The sequence below is a fragment of the Jeotgalibacillus sp. 10bf12 genome (assembly GCF_055597105.1).
On record NZ_CP200276.1, the window covers coordinates 555182 to 575802 of the forward strand.

General features: G+C 43.9%; 22 protein-coding genes, 1 pseudogene and 1 riboswitch. Of the genes and pseudogenes, 5 read left to right on the plus strand and 18 right to left on the minus strand.

Annotated elements, in window-relative coordinates:
* Nucleotides 1-90: 90 nt before the first annotated feature.
* From DH10bf12_RS02525 to DH10bf12_RS02545, 5 genes are all read right to left on the minus strand, one after another.
* Entirely contained in the window at nucleotides 91-963 is an 873-nt protein-coding gene (locus tag DH10bf12_RS02525; protein WP_471737048.1) for an amidase, read from the minus strand.
* A gap of 41 nt (nucleotides 964-1004) precedes the next feature.
* A riboswitch (cyclic di-GMP riboswitch) is annotated at nucleotides 1005-1089 on the minus strand.
* 49 nt (nucleotides 1090-1138) lie between these two features.
* Nucleotides 1139-1906, minus strand: a complete 768-nt coding sequence (locus DH10bf12_RS02530) for an ABC transporter permease (protein WP_471737049.1) — start codon at nucleotides 1904-1906, stop codon at nucleotides 1139-1141.
* Complete coding sequence (locus DH10bf12_RS02535; protein WP_471737050.1) at nucleotides 1903-2634, minus strand: ABC transporter ATP-binding protein; 732 nt, start codon at nucleotides 2632-2634, stop codon at nucleotides 1903-1905. The genes DH10bf12_RS02530 and DH10bf12_RS02535 overlap by 4 nt, the downstream gene beginning before the upstream one ends.
* 93 nt (nucleotides 2635-2727) lie before the next feature.
* Nucleotides 2728-3060, minus strand: a complete 333-nt coding sequence (locus DH10bf12_RS02540; protein ID WP_471737051.1) for a thioredoxin family protein — start codon at nucleotides 3058-3060, stop codon at nucleotides 2728-2730.
* A 56-nt stretch (nucleotides 3061-3116) separates the two neighbouring features.
* On the minus strand, nucleotides 3117-4271 hold the full coding sequence (locus DH10bf12_RS02545; protein WP_471737052.1) for an MFS transporter: 1155 nt from the start codon (nucleotides 4269-4271) through the stop codon (nucleotides 3117-3119).
* A 339-nt stretch (nucleotides 4272-4610) separates the two neighbouring features.
* Between DH10bf12_RS02545 and DH10bf12_RS02550 the strand changes: the two genes are divergently transcribed.
* Nucleotides 4611-5261: a DUF429 domain-containing protein gene (locus DH10bf12_RS02550; protein WP_471737053.1), complete on the plus strand. Its 651-nt coding sequence runs from the start codon at nucleotides 4611-4613 to the stop codon at nucleotides 5259-5261.
* Here DH10bf12_RS02550 and DH10bf12_RS02555 read toward each other — a convergent pair whose 3' ends face one another.
* The 13 genes and pseudogenes from DH10bf12_RS02555 to DH10bf12_RS02615 form a co-directional block, all read right to left on the minus strand.
* A complete protein-coding gene (locus DH10bf12_RS02555) occupies nucleotides 5262-5813 on the minus strand; it encodes a TVP38/TMEM64 family protein (protein WP_471737054.1) in 552 nt (183 codons plus the stop codon).
* Nucleotides 5814-5927: 114 nt separating this feature from the next.
* Nucleotides 5928-7571, minus strand: a pseudogene (locus tag DH10bf12_RS02560) (AMP-binding protein).
* A gap of 444 nt (nucleotides 7572-8015) precedes the next feature.
* Complete coding sequence (locus DH10bf12_RS02565) at nucleotides 8016-8228, minus strand: hypothetical protein (RefSeq protein ID WP_471737055.1); 213 nt, start codon at nucleotides 8226-8228, stop codon at nucleotides 8016-8018.
* Between the two features lie 60 nt (nucleotides 8229-8288).
* Complete coding sequence (locus tag DH10bf12_RS02570; protein ID WP_471737056.1) at nucleotides 8289-8549, minus strand: hypothetical protein; 261 nt, start codon at nucleotides 8547-8549, stop codon at nucleotides 8289-8291.
* 55 nt (nucleotides 8550-8604) lie between these two features.
* A complete protein-coding gene (locus DH10bf12_RS02575; protein WP_471737057.1) occupies nucleotides 8605-9675 on the minus strand; it encodes a branched-chain amino acid aminotransferase in 1071 nt (356 codons plus the stop codon).
* A gap of 292 nt (nucleotides 9676-9967) precedes the next feature.
* Nucleotides 9968-10594: an NUDIX hydrolase gene (locus tag DH10bf12_RS02580; RefSeq protein ID WP_471737058.1), complete on the minus strand. Its 627-nt coding sequence runs from the start codon at nucleotides 10592-10594 to the stop codon at nucleotides 9968-9970.
* A gap of 78 nt (nucleotides 10595-10672) precedes the next feature.
* Nucleotides 10673-11302, minus strand: coding sequence for an esterase/lipase family protein (locus DH10bf12_RS02585; RefSeq protein ID WP_471737059.1), 630 nt, complete (start codon nucleotides 11300-11302; stop codon nucleotides 10673-10675).
* 128 nt (nucleotides 11303-11430) lie between these two features.
* Complete coding sequence (locus tag DH10bf12_RS02590) at nucleotides 11431-12456, minus strand: LacI family DNA-binding transcriptional regulator (RefSeq protein ID WP_471737060.1); 1026 nt, start codon at nucleotides 12454-12456, stop codon at nucleotides 11431-11433.
* Nucleotides 12457-12485: 29 nt separating this feature from the next.
* Nucleotides 12486-13334 (minus strand): carbohydrate ABC transporter permease, encoded by an 849-nt coding sequence (locus DH10bf12_RS02595; protein WP_471737061.1) that lies wholly within the window; start codon nucleotides 13332-13334, stop codon nucleotides 12486-12488.
* Nucleotides 13335-14276 carry a carbohydrate ABC transporter permease gene (locus DH10bf12_RS02600; protein WP_471737062.1) on the minus strand — a complete coding sequence of 314 codons (942 nt, stop codon included), beginning with the start codon at nucleotides 14274-14276 and terminating at the stop codon, nucleotides 13335-13337.
* 75 nt (nucleotides 14277-14351) lie between these two features.
* Nucleotides 14352-15635: an ABC transporter substrate-binding protein gene (locus tag DH10bf12_RS02605; RefSeq protein ID WP_471737063.1), complete on the minus strand. Its 1284-nt coding sequence runs from the start codon at nucleotides 15633-15635 to the stop codon at nucleotides 14352-14354.
* Between the two features lie 12 nt (nucleotides 15636-15647).
* Nucleotides 15648-16991: a GH1 family beta-glucosidase gene (locus DH10bf12_RS02610; protein ID WP_471737064.1), complete on the minus strand. Its 1344-nt coding sequence runs from the start codon at nucleotides 16989-16991 to the stop codon at nucleotides 15648-15650.
* Between the two features lie 210 nt (nucleotides 16992-17201).
* Nucleotides 17202-17444, minus strand: coding sequence for a type B 50S ribosomal protein L31 (locus DH10bf12_RS02615; RefSeq protein ID WP_471737065.1), 243 nt, complete (start codon nucleotides 17442-17444; stop codon nucleotides 17202-17204).
* Between the two features lie 167 nt (nucleotides 17445-17611).
* On the opposite strand from DH10bf12_RS02615, the gene selD reads away from it, so the two are divergent.
* Genes selD through crcB form a run of 4 tightly spaced genes read left to right on the plus strand, consistent with a single transcriptional unit; the run spans nucleotide 17612 to nucleotide 20477 of the window.
* Nucleotides 17612-18676, plus strand: a complete 1065-nt coding sequence (gene selD / locus DH10bf12_RS02620; RefSeq protein WP_471737066.1) for a selenide, water dikinase SelD — start codon at nucleotides 17612-17614, stop codon at nucleotides 18674-18676.
* Nucleotides 18673-19725 carry a tRNA 2-selenouridine(34) synthase MnmH gene (gene mnmH, locus DH10bf12_RS02625; RefSeq protein WP_471737067.1) on the plus strand — a complete coding sequence of 351 codons (1053 nt, stop codon included), beginning with the start codon at nucleotides 18673-18675 and terminating at the stop codon, nucleotides 19723-19725. Before selD ends, mnmH begins: the two co-directional genes overlap by 4 nt.
* Nucleotides 19726-19767: 42 nt before the next feature.
* Complete coding sequence (locus tag DH10bf12_RS02630; RefSeq protein ID WP_471737068.1) at nucleotides 19768-20130, plus strand: fluoride efflux transporter FluC; 363 nt, start codon at nucleotides 19768-19770, stop codon at nucleotides 20128-20130.
* A complete protein-coding gene (gene crcB / locus DH10bf12_RS02635) occupies nucleotides 20127-20477 on the plus strand; it encodes a fluoride efflux transporter CrcB (protein ID WP_471737069.1) in 351 nt (116 codons plus the stop codon). The genes DH10bf12_RS02630 and crcB overlap by 4 nt, the downstream gene beginning before the upstream one ends.
* Nucleotides 20478-20621 lie beyond the last annotated feature (144 nt).

Sequence of the window (20621 nt, forward strand, 5' to 3'; positions counted from 1 at the left end):
TCCTTTTTTCGTTCTTTTTTCCCTATTATACAACTCTTTTAACAACGAAAAAGAACTTTCCCGTAAATTTTGGAAAAGTTCTTTTGAATCTTAAGGCTTAAGCGCTCTCCAGCTTTCAGTATGGTGAATCGCAAAACCTTTAAAGCTCGTATAATTTTTTACCTGCTGATAGACCTGATCAAGCTCATGATTCATCACAGATTCGCTTTCCTGATAAAACGTCAGAAAATCACCTTCAGCTGTCTGACCTGTTTCAACACCAATCACAACAGGCTTCCCAAGCCTTTGACCAGTAGTCAGCTCGTGCAGCGTTAATGGGACAATCGCTTTAGCGGAATCACGGTACGCCATAATCGTAATACCGTCAGTATGCTGCTGCACCCAGTCAGAAAGCAGCCCGCTTCCGTACGTATTTTTATATTTAATCTCATCAAACCAGAAAGGAACGTCAGCTTCCATTCTGATATGTAACTGATCTGCTTTTACTGCAGCTTCTTTAATTAGAGACTGATAGGCTTTAACGACAGTCCCCCGTTTTGAATTCCATCTGCTATACAGGTAGGGCTCCACATCCAGATGAATGCCTTTAAAATCGGATTCTGCTGCTGAAGACTGCTGATACTGCTCCACCCATCCTAACGTCTGTCTGAGCTGAAGATATCCTTTTGGTGCAGCCCAGTCTGGTGCTCCATCAAGCGCATACACGTCGATCCCTCTTGCTGTTGCGCCTTGAATAAACGCACGGTAGACCTCTTTAGAGACGTCCCGGTCAATTTGCACATAAACTTTTGTGACCTGCTTTTCAGATAAAAACTCCAGCGTTTCAGGCGTTCCATCAATCAGAGACCACGGATTCCATAACCATGTGGCTTTTTCAATCGTTGAAGCCTTTGCCGGCATTCCCATACTTGACATCATTCCCATAACCAGACATAACAGAGCAGCACAAATAACCTTTTTCATTTTGTCCTCCATTCTATAAGGTGGTCCTCATAGAATGAGAACCCGGCAGCCAGACAACCATGTGAGTAACAGACAGGCTCACGGCTTTGCGTCCTTCCCTTTCGGAGAAGTTTGCCCTTATCAGATTCATTTTTAAAAATTATACGATCATTTCAGTTGTACGTCTACGCAAAAATTATTTGCTTTGTTTTTTCTCAGGTTTTAACAGCTGCATCCGTTCATTAAAGAGTGTCGGATAAGAAAGGAACCCTAGCATTGCGCTTGTTACAACAGCTGTTGTCAGCAGCAGGAAAATAATCAAAAGCTGGAACATCACAGCCTGAAGCGGATCTGCACCTGCAATAATCTGACCGCTCATCATCCCCGGCAGCTGGACGAGACCAATCGTCTTCTGGCTTTCAATTGTCGGGATCGTACTTGCCTGAACAGATGAGATAAGAGGTCGGTGAATCGCCTGCTTCGGCGTACCACCCAATGAGAGAATCAACTCAGTCTCAGCTTCTCTTGACTCTATTTCAGATGTGAATCGATTTAAAAATAAAATGGATAAAACCATAGAGTTCCCAATGACCATACCGCTGATTGGAATAATATACTGCGCAGTGGCAGGCGTAATATTCAAACCTAGTAAAATCCCCTGCGTTAACACTTCAATAAAGACAAATGTGACAATTAGTTTCCACGTGATCCCTTTAATGGAGACGCCTTTTTTACGTGCATTTTGAACAGCGGCTCCGATAATTAAAACAACCATTAAGAAAATATAGAAAAAGTTTTCAGCATCAAAGACAAACTGCAGGATATAACCAACCGCAAGAAGCTGGATGATCGCTCTGATTGTCGCAACCAGCGCATCCTTTTCAAGGCCAAGGTTCAATGTTCTCGAGAGTACAAGAGGAATTAATACGAAAATCAGTGATAAACCCAGTAAAAGAAAACTCATTCCGCTTCCCCCTTTACAAAGGTTTGAACGCGCGGATTCTGAGGGTCCTTCAGCAGACCGCTCTCCCCTGTTTCGACAAGCTCGCCGTCCATCATGACCCACGTATATTCGCCAATCGAGAGTGCCTGTTTCAGGTTGTGCGTGATCCACATAATTGTTGTGTGATATGTCTCATTAATTCTGACAATCAGCTCTTCAATTTCCTGCTGTGAGACACGGTCCAGTGATGAAGTGATCTCATCCAGCAGCAGAATCTCAGGCTTCATCACAAGCGTCCTGGCAATCGATACCTTCTGACGCTGACCACCTGATAGATCCTTTGCATCCCGCTCAAGGAAACCTTCATCAAGTCCGACCAGCCTGATCATCTCTTCTGCTGTCTCAGCAGGAAGCTCTTTGCCCTGCAGTTCAAAAGACAGTGCCATATTTTTACGAACAGTTCCAGGCACCATGGTCGCTGTCTGCAGGGCGATCCCCACCTTTCTTCTGAGCTCAACCGGGTCGTATGATGAAATTTTTTGATCGTCTATATAAATTTCACCTGAACCGGGAGAAATCAGTCCATTACAAAGTCTGAACAATGTAGTTTTCCCTGCCCCCGATGGCCCTACGAGCGTAGTAATACGGTTTTTGGGGAACCATCCGGTAATATCGTGAAGAATTTGTGTATCGCCTGATTGATAATTTACATGGCTGAACTGAATTGCAGCCTGAGCATCCTTTGTCATGATCATTACTTCCTTTTTTCTTATTTAAAATAATTATAATGTAATAATGATAATAAATAAAAGACAAAAAGGCAAGCTGATCAGCCTGCCTTTTTACTCTTCGAGAAGAGCAGTCATTTTATCAAGTGATTCCCTGAACTCCTCAACCCTTATAAAGCGTGCATCTCTCAGCAGTTCTTTACCTTCAGAGAAGATCAGCACGACAGGTACTGTAAAAATTGATAATTTCCCTGCCACTTCTTCATAGTCGTCTGCAAGAATATGCCCAAATTCAACCTCAGGGTAGTCCCCCATGACCTGCTGAATTTTAGGAAGCAGCGCATGACATACGCTGCAGCCATTTCTTGAAATATATAAAACACTTAAAGTCTGATTTATAAGCTTGTCTAACGCTTCATCTGAACGAATCTCAGTATATGGTCTCATATTCAGTTCACCTCTAACATGTCATTACCCCTGATTGATTCACTCTACACTGTTCATCAGTGCTGTTTTTTGAGCGTTGTACGATTAGCCGTTACCCATAGCATCACCTGAAGTATACCCATCATGCAGATAATCGCAGTCATGCCATAAAGTGCATTGATGTAGCTGCCGGTCAGATCATAGACGACACCGACGCCAAGTGGACCCAGTGCTGAAATGACGTAGCCACCGCCCTGTGACATTGCAGCCCACGCGCTTGCTTTTTGATAGGAATCAGTTTCAATAATCGGCAGCATTAATGCGAGCGGGAATAACCCACCTGCACCAAGTCCAATCAGAAGCATTGCTATCAGTGGCTGACTTCCTGCAATCAGCAGAATGACGCCGGTCAGTTCGATGACTGTACATCCAATCAGTGTTGGGAACACAAAGCCGAATCTCGCTACAAGACTTGGAATGATAAATGATGATGGAATCTGAATCAGAACGAATGCAGTCAGCATAGAACCCGCAACCACAGAGTTATAGCCCATACTCTGAATAATCGGCGCACCCCAGGCAGTAACAGAATAGAAAATGCTCGACATCAGCCCAAAGAACAATAAAATCAACCAGGCTCGTCCGCTTGTCCATGGTAATGCCGACTTCTCAGGCAGACCAGCCTGTTTTTTACCAGGGAACCTGATCCAGACAACCATTGCAGCAAGTCCAAGCACAGCCCAGATCGCAAGCGCAGTCTCCCAGTTGCCAAGCGACTCATAAATCGGTGCTGAAATGCCGGTCGCACTGCCTGCACCAATCGCCATTGAGACGGTATAAATCCCCACCACTCCGGGCTTTGTCGGAAAGTACTGTTTGATAAAGCCTGACACAAGCGGACCGGCTACACCAATCCCTACACCGGCTAAAAACGCCGTCACTATCAATAATGGAACTGTTCCGAAAAACCCTCTTAATGCAGTCGCAATGGTGATTAAGACGAGAGAATAGAAAATACCGCGTTCAAGCCCAACCCGCTCACTGATCTTTGTCGCAAACGGCGCAAAAATTCCCATGCATAACACAGGCAGCGTTGTTAACAGCCCGGCAGTTGTTCCACTCATACCCAGGTCCTGCTGGATCGTATCTAAAAGTGGCGCTACTGAAGTTATCGCCGGTCTGAGATTAATAGAAATTAAAAATAATGCAATGATGTACATCCAGATTTTCATGCTGTTCACCTGCTCATTTCAAGAATAAAAGCCTTGCCCTGGTGGCAAAGCTCTGTCATAACCTTACTTCTTTTTACAATGAATCTCTACTACTTTACACAATTTGTTCTCTGCTGCTAATGATAGCATGTGTAAAAAAGGACATTTGTCCTGAAATGAATATGCATGCCGCCATGGTTCGGGGATGTATTTCGTTCAGCTGTGCGGATTTCCGGTTCATCGCTGGAGATCATCGGCTCACCTGTTTGACTATTTGAACGCTGCGCACCCCACACACAATACCTGCTACTCTTACAAACTGGTATGATTAACGTATATTCTGCTTAAAGGAGCACGTCTATGATCATTATTGGAATCGATTTATCAGGTCCTGCCAATCACAAAGATACAGTGGCCTCAGCTTTTTATATGAATAACAATCATTTAAGCTTAAAAAAATCCATTTCAGACGCTTCAGACGATGAGATTCTGAAGCTTGTTGAGGAGTGCCTTACCGAGGGAGAAGTAACAGTTGGCATCGACGCCCCCTTATCTTATCAGGACGGAGGGGGAGACAGGCCGCATGATAAGGCCCTCAGAAGTGTGTTAAAAGCAGGAGGATTGAATGGCAGTTCCATCATGACGCCGACAATGACAAGAATGGTCTATATCACGCTTAGAGGCATCCAGCTCACACGAATGCTGCAGAATCTGAATAAAGACGATCTTGAGATTATTGAAGTGCATCCTGGCGCTGCGGTCGGCTTGAGGATGGAAGATCCCACACCAGCGCTCAGCTATAAAAAAGACCCTTCAAAAAGGGCAGAAGTTTTCCACTGGCTGCAAGAGCAGGGGATGCGTGGACTGACAGAAGATCTTGCTGAAACCACTCATTCCATTGATTCATGTGGTGCAGCGCTAGCAGCGTGGCATTACAAAGCACCTGATAAACAGCCGGCCTGGAGCTATGAACACACTTCAGCAGCACATCCATTTATCATGTGCTGCTGATCATGAGATCGTATCCATTTTATCGTTATGCATTTTACCGATCATCTTATAGACAACCAGCAGTAAAATAAACAACACGGTCGTTCCATACCACGGCAGCTCATGAATTGCTCCGCCAAAGGCAGTATAGATGACCGCTGGAGCAATGACACCGACCATAGAATAAATCATATATTCCTTACGCGTTTCAGTCATTTCCATTAAGTAAAAGGATAAAAGATGAAAATGGACAAATGGCATAATCCGAAGCACCATGATCTGCCCCACTGATAAATGACGATCCGGCAGTACTTTATCTTTCAGCTTTGAAAGTTTTTGTTTGAATGCCGGGAAGCGATAGATTAATGTATAAGAGACAAAGCTCATTAATGTGAGTCCGATAAATGACAGGATGGCACCTTCTATAAAACCAAACAACAGACCGCCTGCCACACATACTAAGATTACCGGCAGAAATAACAGCGGTCTGATAAGGTGCAGCAGGATAAACAGGGCCGGACCTAGCCAGCCTGACTCTTCGATTAAATGTTGAACTTCCGCCAGTTCTTCCAACTGAATCCCCTCCCTGCGTTACTTCAATATATGTTTAAAATCATCATATAGGCTTTTTAAGTAAATTGCATCATGAAAAAGCCGGACCTGCTGACAGATCCGGTTCATTCTCTATTATGACGTTTCAACGCCGGCTTTTTCAAGCGACATCTCTCTCAGCACGTATTTCTGGATTTTACCGGAAGCAGTCATTGGATATGCATCTGTAAATTCGATGTATCTCGGAATTTTATGATGCGATATTTTTCCACGGCAATCAGTTCTGAGTTCGTCTTCACTAAGGGATGAGCCCTCTTTTAAAATAACCCAGGCCATTAATTCTTCCCCGTACTTCGGATCCGGGACTCCGACAACCTGTACATCCTGAATTGACGGGTGCTGATAGAGAAACTCTTCTATTTCCCGCGGGTAAATGTTCTCCCCACCTCTGATAATCATATCCTTGATGCGGCCCGTAATCGCAATATACCCATCTTCATCCATGACCGCAATATCACCTGTGTGAAGCCAACCTTCATGATCAATTGCAGCATCCGTTGCTTCCTGATTTTTATAGTAGCCTTTCATAATCAGGTAGCCTCTCGTACACAATTCTCCCGGTTCACCGGTTTTCACTTCCTGTCCTGTTACCGGATCGATAATTTTCACTTCCACATCCGGGTGCGGCTTGCCGACTGTTGCGACGCGTTTTTCAATCGCATCATCCGGTCTGGTTTGCGTAATGACCGGTGACGACTCAGTTTGACCGTAACAGATCGTGATTTCATCCGCTCCCATATCATGAATCACTTTTTTCATTACTTCAATTGGGCAGGGTGAGCCCGCCATAATGCCTGTACGCAGTGATGATGTATCAAATGTATGGTAGTCAGGATGATTCAGCTCAGCAATGAACATGGTTGGCACACCGTGTAATGCCGTACACTTTTCTTCCTGTACAGCCTTCAATACCATAAGCGGATCGAACTGTTCAAGCAGCACCATTGTGGATCCATGAGTGACTGCTGCAAGTGTGCCAAGGACACAACCAAAGCAATGAAAAAATGGCACCGGAATGCACAATCTGTCAGTGATTGTAAGATTCATATAGTCACCAATGAGCTGCGCGTTATTGACGATATTATGATGGGTAAGCATGACACCTTTCGGGAAACCTGTCGTCCCGGAGGTGTACTAAATGTTAATGACATCCTGCACATCAATTGCTTCGAGTCTTTCAGTCAGTGCCTGATCTGAAATTTCACCGGCAAACTGACGGAATTCTGACCATGTATAAATACCAGGGTACTCATGATCGCTCATCACGATCACCCTTTTTAAATGCGGCAGCTTATTTTGCTTGAGGTTTCCTTTTTCAGAAGAAGCAAGCGCCGGACATACTGCGTTGATAATATCTATGTATGAGGTTCCTTTAAATTCCTCTCCAAGGATCAGCGTCGTTGCATCAGACTGCTCCAGCAGATAAGTGAGCTCAGCCTGCTGATAGTTGGTATTCACAGTGACCAGAACAGCACCCATTTTCCCCGTTGCGTACTGACTTAACAGCCATTCACGTTTATTGTCAGACCATATCGCGACATGCTCCCCTTTTCCGATCCCGATTCCCATAAATGCTTTTGCAAGCTCGTCTGTTTCCTGATCAAACTCGCTATACGTTTTTCGGATTCCATGCTCAGGATACACATACGCCTCCACATCCCCATATGAATGCGCCATGTCCTTCACCACTTGCCCGACCGTTTTATCAATCATGCCCATACCCCTTTCTCCCAGTTGTTCCCTTTTATATTATCACAAGATTCAGATAAATATAGTCAGAGTGTGAGAATTAGGTCATTGGAAAGATGGATTGGATCACGGTGGCGGGGGCGAGGTGGCGCGATCAGGAGTAGCGGGGGACGGAGGGATTTCCTTCATTTCAGTACTTATTCCATCAGAAGCGAATTGGATTCCTTCAATCTGAAATTTTTTCACTCAGAATTTAAAAAGATTCCTTCATTTAGATTTCATGGCGTCTATTTCCATCATCAATGAATTGGATTCCTTCAAGACGAACGCTTATCCCTTCAACAGATCACCCGATTCCTTCTCGATTCTCGATTCACGATCCGCAACTCACACTTACAACTATCTGCTGCTGAACAATTCTCCAGCCTTACAGACGAAAAAAGAGCTGGCACATTGTCTCCAGCTCCATCAAACCTAAACCTTCTCCAAAATATAAGCACGCTTTGTCTGGTAGGATGCACCGTGACTGTGAAAGCCCTCATACCATGAAACCACTCTGTATTCACGCGATGCATCAGTAAAGAGCTGGTCTTCATTGGAGGACAGCAATAAAATATCTTCATTTTCACTGATCTTCTGAAGCTCTTCCCCGGTATAATTTCTGCCTGGCTCAAGTAATTGGGTCATCTAACCACTCCTTTTTAAGAACTGGTAAGTCTTTTCCCAGTATATAGTCTCTTAAACCAATTACAGCCCACGCTCGGTTTGGAGCCTGCGGATATATTTCTGTGCTTCAGGCTGATTCAATCCCGTTTCGTCTCTCACAAACCGTACAACAATTTCTTCGTCCTGACCGCTTCTGATCAGATTGACTACCTGTTGCTCAAGTTTTTTATCATTACTCAGTCTGCCCGCGACATCCTGATGGATCTTTTTGTTATTGTTCATGACAACACCAATGATCAAAGCGAGCATCATCAGCGTCATAATTAATGCTACATATACCATATGAAAACGCCCTCCCTGACTGTTATTTTACCTCAGGAAGGGCGCTTGAAGAAAGTTATTTTACCTCGACTGTCCAGTTGAATTCATCAGACCTTCTGCCTGTCTGGATGCCGGTGATTGTGTCATATAGTTTTTGGGACAGCTCTCCGATATTGTGATCATTGAAGACCATTTTTTTGTCTCCCCAGTTTAGCTCGCCAACCGGTGAAATCACAGCTGCTGTACCTGTTCCAAATGCTTCTTCAACTTGTCCCTTGTCATATAAATCATATAGCTCATCGATTGAAATACGGCGCTCTGTAACAGGAATGCCCCAGCTATTCAGTACTTCGATAATTGACATTCGCGTGACACCTTTCAAAATACTGCCGCTCAGTGCAGGTGTTACGACTTCTCCATTAATTTTGAAGAAAATATTCATACTGCCCACTTCTTCAATGTAGCGTTTTTCAATGCCATCAAGCCATAGAACATCTGCGTTCCCTGCTTTTTTAGCGCCGGCCTGTGCCTGATAGCCCGATGAGTAATTTCCCGCTGTCTTCGCCATACCAGTCCCGCCTTTTACAGCGCGCGTGAATTCCTGTTCAACGTGTATTGTGACAGGCTTCAGCCCACCCGGGAAATAAGGTCCGACTGGAGAAAGCAGAATCATCATCCGGTACGTTTTTGAGGGGCTGACCGCAAGATTAGGTTCCGTTGCAATAATAAACGGACGGATATACAAAGAGTGTCCAGGTTTGGACGGTACCCAGTCTTTTTCTAGCTCAACTAACGTTTTTAAATATTCCAGCACCTGCTCTTCATCAACAGGCGGAATGCTCAGACGCGCTCCTGAAAGATTCAGGCGCTCAAAATTTTTCTCCGGACGGAACAGAAGAATCCTGTCGTCTTCTGTTCGATAAGCTTTTAATCCTTCGAAGATCGTCTGACCATAGTGGAAAATCATCGCTGCAGGATCCAGAGTCAGTGGAGAGTATGGTGTAATGCGCGCATCGTGCCACCCCCGCCCTTCTTCATAATCCATAATAAACATATGATCTGTAAACGTTGTACCAAAAGGGACTTCCTCAGATGGCTTCACTTTTAGCTGCTGTCTTTTTAAAATCTCTAATGCTTTTGTCTTCATCTGTCATAACTCCTTTTTTGGCTCTTTATTTGAACCATTGTACACAGAAGTTTTAATGATTAAAAGTACTAAAGTGAAAAAATTCAGAAATAATTGTATTTTCGCAGTGACCGGTTTGGTGGGGTTCGGGTTTGAATCCGGTTGGTTCGGCATATCACCCGGGTGGTTCGAGACTAAACGTGACCGTTTCGGCACTCACCACCATATCTTCGACACTCACCGGCCCCTGTTCGCCACTTCGGGTCAATTGGCTCATAAAAAAGTTCCGACCGGACAAATCCCCAGTCGGAACTTATGATTCTCCTATTAAAACTTTCTCTACAAACTCCTTCAGCACGCGCGCTGTCAGCCCCCAGATCACCCTGCCTTCATAGTGGTAAAAGTACTCTGCATATTGTCTTGTCTGCCATTTATACTCACGGCCATTGGCAATCAGGTCATATGGAAAGCCATCTTCAGGCTTCACTTCAACTTTAATAATGTGCTCATCCGGCTTTTCGTTTAAAAAGTAGGAAAGCGGTACAGTGAATACTTCTTCAACCTCTGCCGGATTTGGTTGAATCTCAGATTCATGATCAATAAAACCGACATATGTGCTGATTGTCATGCCAAAAGGGGATACAAGCTTACCAAAAGAATAGACACGTCCGATCGATGCATCGCCAAGCCCTAATTCTTCCTGGGCTTCCCGGACGGCTGCACCTTTCGCGCTGTCATCATCGCGATCAACTCTACCGCCCGGGAAGCAGACTTCTCCGGGCTGCCTGCGCATTGTCAGCGAGCGTACTTCAAACAGGAGATGAAGTCCATCTTCTTTTTTAATAAAAGGGATTAAAATAGAATAATGGCTTACAGTCTCTTCTCCGAGAATAATTGGTTCATGCGCCTGAAGCCGTTCAATGATCTTATATTCTTCCATGTCCTCAGCCCCGTTACTCTTTTTCTTAACTATATCAGAATTTCCTGCTCAGCAGTCGGCTGACCTGCGCCAAGTATGTTAATGAAAGCTGCCATGCCGAAAAAAGCGATCGATCAGTCCGGCAGTTTCAGGCTGATGATGAATTTGTTTGTGGTGGTATGGGAGAATCAGAAAGTCTTTTATATCAGGCAGCCAGACAGAAGCTGTTTCAACACGGCCATCATTACGCTCCCTGAGCATTTTTCCGAGTAAAAGTCCCGCACGGTCACCTGCAATCGCTCCGATCTCCACATTTGAAGGGGCAAATGGATATTGATGAAGGAAGTCCGGTGTAATAGAAATAAGCGTCTTATAAACCGCTGTGAAAGGACGGATCATGTGCGCTGCGCCAGCCAGACCGCTTCCCTGGTTTGGGGTTGCAATCAGTACTGCACGCGCTACTTTACCGGCACACACATGATCCGAAAGCACCTTGCGAATGACAATGCCGCCGGTGCTGTGCCCGACTAAAAATACTTTTTCACCATCCATGATCTTATTTTTCAGGCAAGCAGACAGCACCTCTGCTGCATGTTCAAAAGGCTGAAATCGCAGCTCAAATGAAAGTGTAATACAATCGTAACCCCTCTGACTGAGAAAACGCTCAAGCGGATACATATCTGCTGCACCTTTATTAAATCCATGAATCAGAAATACTTTATTGCCCATCAGTTTTTCACCTCTTTTACAGCTTTACAGTTTCCATTATTCTTTACATACCCTTCAACCTGATACATATATACTAACTGCCCATCCCATTTACATACAAAAAAACTGCCGCAGTACCCGGCAGTTTCTTAGTTGTTTGTCTGCAATGCAGCGCCTGTTGAATGCCTGATAACAAGTTCAGGTTCTACAGCCACTGTACTGGACTCAATATGGTTTTTAATCAGGTCAAGTAGTATGTGAGCAGCCATTTTGCCCATCTTCACTTTATCCTGTCTGACCGTTGTCAGTGGCGGTTCTACGTACCTTGCAGGCAGAATATCGTCACAGCCGATAATAGAGATATCATCCGGAACGTGAAGTCCGCGTTCCTTCGCTGCCTTCATCGCACCAATCGCCATCAGATCCGCGCTTGCAAAAACAGCTGTCGGCGTCTCATCCTGATCAAGCAGGAGGTTCATTCCGTCATACCCGCTCTTTTCAAAGAAGTCACCTTCGTAAAACCATTCGTCCTTTATCGGAAGACCGTAATACTTCAGCGTCTGCTTAAATGCACTCAATCTCGAATCTGCAACAAGAGAACCGTTCGTGCCGCCGATGTAAGCAATCTTACGGTGACCATTCAGGTAAAAATGTTCAACCACTTTTCCAGCGATACTGTTACTGTCACTCATGACATAGCTTGAAAAAGGTCCGGTCAGTTCGATATCCACGCCCACACATGGGATTGAACTCTGATCAAGCTCATAGACTGAGGACTCAACCTGGTCACCTGCAATAATCAGGCAGCCATCCACTTCAAAATGCTGACATCTGGCAAGATAGTTTTCCCGCACTTCAAAGAACTGTTCATTCGAAAATAAAATAAGGTCATAACCTAACTGACCAATTGTCTTTTTGAATTCATTCAGTACTTCAACAAAAACCGGATGGGTTAAATCAGCGTTAACCCGTCCGGCAAATACGACTCCAACTACATTGGTTTTTTTATCGTTGATCATGCGTGACTGGGAAGGACGATAGCCTTCGCGTTCCATAATTTCTATGACGCGCTTTCTTGTTTCCTGCCCGACATCATGATAGTTATTAATAATTTTAGAAACAGTAGCCTGAGAAACGCCGGCCAATTTGGCGATATCCTTAATGGTTACCTTCATTTTCCTAGACTCCCCGGTCTTCAGCACACTCAACTCTTTACAGCCCCTTGTGTAAGACTGCTGATAAACGCTTTGTTGAATAGCAGGAAGACAATGATTAATGGTACTGTTGCCCAGAATGTACCTGATAATATCATACCATAATCACGGCTATAGGAATCATTTAGCGCACGAAGTGCTACCTGAAGCGTATGGCTCGACTGGTCCTGAAGTACGACTAACGGCCATAAGAAGTCGTTCCATACATTCATGAAAACAATAATGCCAAGCGTTGCGAAAGCAGGAAGAATTGCCGGTGTTACAATGTTCCAGTACACTCTGAAAATTGAGCATCCATCAATACGTGCTGCTTCGATCAGCTCGTCAGGAACAGCTTCTTTAATATACTGACGCATCCAGAAGATCCCGAATGCATTGATCAGACCTGGTACAATGATTGCCTTCAAATCACTTAACCAGCCAAGCTGACTGATAATATAGTAGGTTGGAATTAATCCAAGCTGAGGCGGAATCATCATTGTAATCAGAATCAGCACGAACAGTACGTCGCGCCCTTTAAACTTAAGCTTCGCAAATGCAAAGCCTGCTAACGAGCATAAGAAAAGGCTTCCGACAGTAACGGCTACTGATACAATCAGTGAGTTCATCATTGCCCCAAAGAAATCGATTTGACCAAGTACATTTGTAAAGTTCGTCACAAGCTCAGGCCCAGGCAGAAGCGCAGGAGGCGTCTGGTTGATCACGTGATTTGGCTGAGTCGCCATGACAAACATCCAGTAGAACGGGAATAGTGATACAAGTCCGGCAAAAACAAGCAAGCCGTACAGGACGAATCTTCCCGAATGCTTTTTAGGTTGATTAACTGTTGCTTCTTTCATTTAAGCCTTCCTCGCTTTCCCGCGGCCAAGCCGGTTTGTAATTAACAGGTTTAATACTGAGAACACCATGATGATTGCAAACAGCACGATCGCTGTTGCTGATGCTGTTCCAAAGAAGTTACTTTCAAAAGCATCACGATACAGATAAGCTACAACTGTAATACCTTCTGGACGCAGGTTTCCGTTAAAGAAGATCAGTGGTTCCGTGAAAATCTGCAGTGACCCGATTGTTCCCATGAATACTGTAAACAGTACGAAAGGTTTTAACATTGGCAGCGTAATGTAACGCAGCTGCTGTGATAGTGTTGCACCATCAATTTTTGCAGCTTCATATAAATCATTTGAAATACTCTGCATTCCTGCAAGGAAAATGATCGTATTATAACCAACCCAACGCCAGAAAATCATCGCTGCAATCGCAATTTTTGCTCCCCACTCAGATTGGGTAAAGACAATTGGATCAACACCAAAGATGCCAAGGAAGCTGTTAACTAATCCGAATGATTGATTGTTAAAGATGATACTGAACAGAATCGCTACCGCCACAATTGATGTTACGTAAGGCATGAAGATTGCTACTCTGAAAGAATTCTTAAAGCGAAGCACCTGTGAATTCAGTGCATATGCAAGTAAAAAGGCTATAATCAGCTGCGGCACAGTCCCTAAGAGTCCAATCACAACGGTGTTATAAATCGACTTCCAGAAGATCGGGTCATTGAATATAATTGTAAAGTTGTTAATGCCGTTATACGTCATTTCTCCAAGGCCGTTCCACTTAAAGAAAGCAAGATAGAAGCTGAACAGCATTGGGAATAAACCGAAAATCGCAAAGAGAATGAAAAACGGAGAAATAAACAGATAACCTGCTATACTATGACGCTTTTCTTCAGTTAAAGATCGCCTTGCTTTTTTCTCAGTGTATTTCTCAGATTTTGATACCATTTTACAAGGTCATCTCCTTTTAATGAAAAGGGCAAGGAACCGGCTAAAGCGGACCTCACCCTTAGTAAATCTTATTTACTCACGCTCAAGACGCTGTTTGATTCTTTCCATTGCATCTTCCCACTCCTGATCAGGGTCTCCGCCGCTGCTTAATACATTATCCAGCGCCATCATAATTTCACCCTGTACAAGCAGGTAGTTACGTCCTTTGTACACATCATTTACCTGCTCAGCTGCTTCTGCGAATACAGCTGCTGTATTGATGTCACCAAAATACTCATCTGTATAACTTGTGAACTCTTCTTCTTCATATACAGCTGGTGTTGAAGGGAATAGTCCCATGTCTTTAAATGACTCCAGCTGATTTTCAGGAGATACTAACCACTCAATGAATGCATATGCTTCTTCCTGCTGCTCAGACTCTTCAGAGATCGTCAGGTAAGAACCGCCCCAGTTACCGGCACCTTCAGGCATTGTTGTAATCATCCACTCTTCAGAATCAGGTGCATTTCCTTTTACGACACCCTGCATCCAAGCTGGTCCAAGAAGTGTTGCGTAAGAACCTTCAGCCATACCCTGACCCCATTCAGGTGTCCAAAGCGGCATGTTTCCAACTGCATCTGCCTGAATCAACTCTACTGTATAGTCGTATGCTTCACGAATTTCAGCATTGTCTTCAACAATCAGTTCATTATCACGGTTGAAGTAATGTTCAGATGCCTGGTCACGCTTAGCGTTGAAGATCAGCTCTGCATTATCAACAACAGGCTTGCCAGTTGCTTCAGCAATGTCCTTTGCAAATGTTGCGTATTTATCCCATGTGTCAACTTCAGCAGCAAGTTCTGCAGGATCCGTTGGATAGCCCGCTTCTCCTACTACATCTGTACGGTAGTACATAGCAGTTGGTCCGATATCAGTTGGAAGACCAAACTGGAATTCGCCGTCAGCGCTTCCGCCTACGTTCCAAACCCAGTCAAGATAGTTACCCTGAACGTCTCCTGCACCAAGGTCATAAAGGTTCACGAAACGATCCTGTGCATCGCGGTAACGCTCGATTTCCCCAACCTCGATCATTGCGATATCAGGTGCACCCTGACCTGCTGATAATGCAGTGAATAAGTTATTGTGGTGGTCACCCATTTCAGTTGTCTGAATGTTAATTTCAACATCCGGATTTTCTTCCATATAAGCTTCTGCAAGCTTTTCGTAACCTGTTGTACCGAATACCCACATATCAATTGTGCCTGAATTGCCACCGCTGCTGTTCGAAGTACCGCTATCCCCTTCATCACTTGAACATCCTGCAAGTATTGCCATAACTCCCCCAGCTACAAGCCCTGCTTTTAGTACCTTTTTCATTCCTTCATCCCCTTAAATATGTTGTTGTTGAATCTTTAACCCATTGTTCAAAATAACCTGCTGAAACCATTTAGCGCTGTCTTTCGGAATTCTCTGTTGTGTTTTAAAATCAACATATACCAGACCAAAGCGTTTGCAATAGCCGAATGCCCACTCAAAGTTATCAAGGAAACTCCATGCGAAGTAACCTCTCAGATCAACACCTGCATCAATTGCGTCCAGGCAGGCATCAAGATGCTCCTGTAAATATTGAACACGTTCAGGATCCTGAACTTCTCCATCTGTTACCTCATCATCGTATGCCGCGCCATTTTCAGTGACGTAAATCACCGGGTTATCATAATCGTTTTTCAATCTGATAAGCAGATCAGATAATCCTTTTGCGTATACTTCCCAGCCCATTGCTGTCCGTCTGTGACCGCCGCCTTCGTGCCCGGCTTCAAGCCATGCACCCGGCTGATGTGTCAGATAGGAAATTGAATAATAATTAATACCAAGGAAATCTACAGCTGCTGACATTGTTTCAAGGTCTCCATCTTTTACGAAAGAGAAATCTGTATAAACACTGTAGTGGTCAAGCATGTCAGCAGGATATTGTCCTTTGAATACCGGATCAAGGAACCAGCGATTCAGGAAACCGTCCCATCTGACAGCAGCTTCTTCTGATGAAGCGTTTTCATTAAATGGATAAGAAGAATTCAGGTTCAATGTAATCCCGATCTCACCCGGAAGCTGTCTTTCTCTGAAGCGATTCACAACCACTCCGTGTGACAATAGTACGTGGTGAGCAGCCTTTAGGAATGCCGGAATATCGCGATAACCCGGTGCATGTTCACCTGAACCGTATCCAAGCCAGCTTACAACCCACGGCTCATTGTGTGTAATCCAGTTAGACACCCTATCACCAAAACGGTCAAAAATCACATCACAGTAATGAGCAAACTCTTCAACGATGTCTCTGTTCATCCAGCCGCCTTTATCCTGAAGCGCCTGTGGCAGATCCCAGTGGTAAAGTGTTACAGCCGGCTTAATTCCCTGCTGTTCAAGCTCTGTTAAAAGATTATCGTAGAACTGAAGGCCTTCTTCATTTACGACTCTGTCGCCGTTTGGAAAAATGCGTGACCATGAAATTGAAAAGCGGTACCATGGTACATTCAGATTCTTCATTAATTGAACATCTTCTTTATAACGGTTGATGTGATCACATGCGACTTCACCATGATCTCCGTTTAAAACCTTACCTGGATTCTTACAAAACTGATCCCAGATTGATTCTCCTCTTGATTCTCTTCCACCCTCAATTTGGAAAGAAGAAGTTGCAGTACCCCAAACGAAATTCTCAGGAAACTTTCTCATAGTCACCATCCTCAAATATTACGAAAACTTTTCGTTAAGTTTTTTATTAAAGTAAAATGTTTCGTTAATTTGGATTCTATACCTAAAATAAAGCGCTGTCAATATGATTTAAACAGATTTTTTTCGTAAATAATAATTTTATTACGAAACATATTCGTAAATTGTTAAAAAAAGCGCCACACCGGCATTCGGTATGACGCTAACATGAATTTAAAGGTTATATTTCTTTTTGAATCTTTCTGCACGACCATCTTTATCAGCGAATTTCTGACGGCCAGTATAGAAAGGATGCGTATCTGAGCTTACTTCTACTTTTAATAGCGGGTAAGTGTTTCCGTCTTCCCACTCAATTGTTTCATTCGATCCTTTTGTTGATCCGGTTAAAAATTTAAAGCCACTATTTGTATCCATGAATACTACTTTACGATATTCTGGGTGTGTATTTTGTTTCATATATATTGCCTCCTATATAATCAAATCGTAAACATTACGCTTTATATTAAAACATGTATTTCCTAATGTTGCAAGTCACTTGTTTTACCTGAACCTCTTATTAGAATGAAGTTTTTAATTTTGTGCTAAACTTAAAGGCATGAATCGAATATGAAAGGTTGATTTAAATGACAAACACAATCAAACTGACTTCGCTATCTTCAAAAGGGGGCTGCGGCTGCAAAATTGGTCCTGCTGACCTTGCACAAGTGCTGAAAAACTTACCGCAGGCAGAAGCAAACCCAAACCTGCTTGTTGGTCTCGATACAAGCGATGATGCAGGCGTCTATAAAATTAATGAAGAAACTGCTCTTGTTCAGACGCTTGATTTCTTCACACCAATTGTAGATGACCCTTATGATTTCGGCCAGATTGCTGCGGCAAATGCAATCAGTGATGTGTATGCAATGGGCGGCACCCCACTGACTGCGCTGAATATTGTGGCTTTTCCAATCTCAACGCTTGATAAGAGTATTTTGACTGACATCCTTCGCGGTGCAGGCGATAAATTAAAAGAAGCCGGCGTGACACTGGTAGGCGGTCACTCAATCGATGATCAGGAGCCAAAGTTCGGACTTGCTGTAACCGGTACGGTTCACCCTGATAAAGTCAGAGCAAACACAGGCGCTAAGCCTGGAGATAAACTGATCCTGACAAAACCGATCGGTGTCGGGATTTCCACAACTGCACTAAAGAATGGATTATTAAGTGATGAAGAAACGAAAAACGTGACAAGCGTGATGGCAACGTTAAATAAAACAGCGGCTGAAACAATGGCTGATTTCGATATACACGCAGCAACCGATGTGACAGGTTTCGGACTGCTTGGACACGCTTCAGAAATGGCAGCTGGCAGTGAAGCAGGTATCCGCATTTACAGCGATCAGGTCCCTGTTCTCCCTCGCGTACGTGAGCTGGCTGAAGGTGGTACGATTCCTGGAGGTACTAAAAATAATTATGCCCATTTAGACGGTAAAGTGATGTTCCCTGAAAATATGGATCAGATTGACCGTTATATTTTATGTGATGCAGTTACATCAGGCGGTCTGTTAATTTCAGTATCTGCTCATGAAAGTGATGAGCTTCTTGAAAAGCTGCGCGCACAGAATGTTGATGCTCATATCATTGGAGAAGTGGTCAATGATCATAGTGGCAAAATCAGCATCCAATCGTCTGCAGGTGAAAAGCGTTGACAAGAGAAATCAGCTTGAATGATTTGATGGAGGTTCACGAAAATAACGAACGGGTTCTAGTTGATGTCCGCTCACCAGGGGAATTTGAAGAAGGCTCTATTCCTGGGAGTGTCAATATTCCAGTGTTCAATAATGAAGAACGTGCAGAAATCGGAACCATATATAAACAGGTAGGGCCGGAAGCTGCAAAAGAACGCGGGCTTGAAATTTTTTCTGCAAAGCTTCCTGAGTTTGTTAAAGAGTTTCAGGATTTAGAGCGCCCTGTTTCAGTATTTTGCTGGCGCGGTGGAATGAGAAGCAAAACCGCTGCAACGACAACCGAATTAATGGGTGTTGATGTAAACCGTCTGACTGGAGGCATCCGAACTTACAGACAGTGGGTAGTACAATCCCTTGAATCATTTGATTTTACACCTGAATTACTTGTGCTGAATGGGTATACCGGGTCCGGCAAGACTGTGATATTAAATCAACTGAAAGAACAAGGGTATCCAATCATTGATCTTGAAAAGATAGCCGGTCACCGCGGGTCAATTTTTGGTCAGATCGGTTTAGAACCAAGCAACCAGAAAAAGTTTGATTCACTGCTGATTACTGAGTTAAGAAAATTAAAGAATTCTCCATATATACTGATTGAAGGTGAAAGCAGAAGGATAGGCCGGGTTCATATGCCGGATTTCCTTCATAAGAAAAAAGAAAATTCACCACAGCTATTTCTTGATCTCCCAGCTGAAGAGCGTGTTAAAAACATTTTAAAGGATTATCAGCCTGATCAGACGCCTGATCAGTTTATGGAAGCATTTGAAAAAATCGAACGCAGAATTCATACGCCAATTTCCCGGGAAATACGTGCTCTTTTGACAAACGGGGATTATGAGGAAGCCGTAAAGCTGCTGCTTATACACTATTACGATCCGCGCTATGAGCACTCAATCAGCTCACAGGATGGACTCCATACTTTTATTACGGCTGAATCGATGGATGAGGCTTATGAAAAAGTAAAAGCAGCTGCGGACTCGTTTCGCTATTCAGTAAGCCGTCAGCGTTAATGGCGGCTTTATTTTTAATTTCCAGATGAGCAGGTGATGAACATGCATGTGTGGTGGGTTGGACTTGGCGGGGCTGCCGGAGTGTGTCTGAGGGCTTTGGTTGATACGCTGTTTCAAAACAGCTTCCCTTTTTCAACATTAATCGTGAATCTTCTCGGTTCATTTCTACTCGGGTTACTTTCTACAGCTCCTATTAAGATGGGCAAAGGTATCAGACTTGCACTTACAACAGGACTGGTTGGCTCATTTACAACACTGTCAGCTGTCAGTGCAGAGCTATTCGAATTTCTCCAGACAGCACAATATGGATATGCAGTTTTATATTTTATGATCAGTCTGGCTGGTGGGTTTGTGCTTGCTTATAGCGGGATAATGACCGGGAGAAAAGCAGGTGGAAATATATGAGTCTATTCTTACTTGGAGCAGGAGGATTTTTCGGTGCAATCGCAAGATACTTCCTCTCCTCATATGGAAACGAAAAGTTTTCCTCGATTCCATTTGGTACATTGCTGGTGAACCTTATTGGGTCTTTTCTGCTCGGTATGGTGATCGCCCTGGAGCTGTCTACAGGTTATGATACACTCCTGGCAATAGGCTTTCTTGGCGCATTTACAACTTTTTCAACGATGCAGATTGAAGCAGTTCAACTTTTTGATGACAAGCAACGACTGCGCGCTATAATGTATTTGATTACAACATTTTCAGGCGGTACACTTTTTGCGGGGCTTGGGTATTTACTGATTGTACTGTAAAACGCGAAAAAATCTCCGGCTGCTGCCAGAGATGTCCGCAAGTTTATTTATATGGGGAAGAATTGTATGCCCTCTTAATCGCCAATTCGGGTGGTTGGATCCTTTTTCTTTAAGAAAGCCGCTGTCTTCCCGGCAGTCACGACA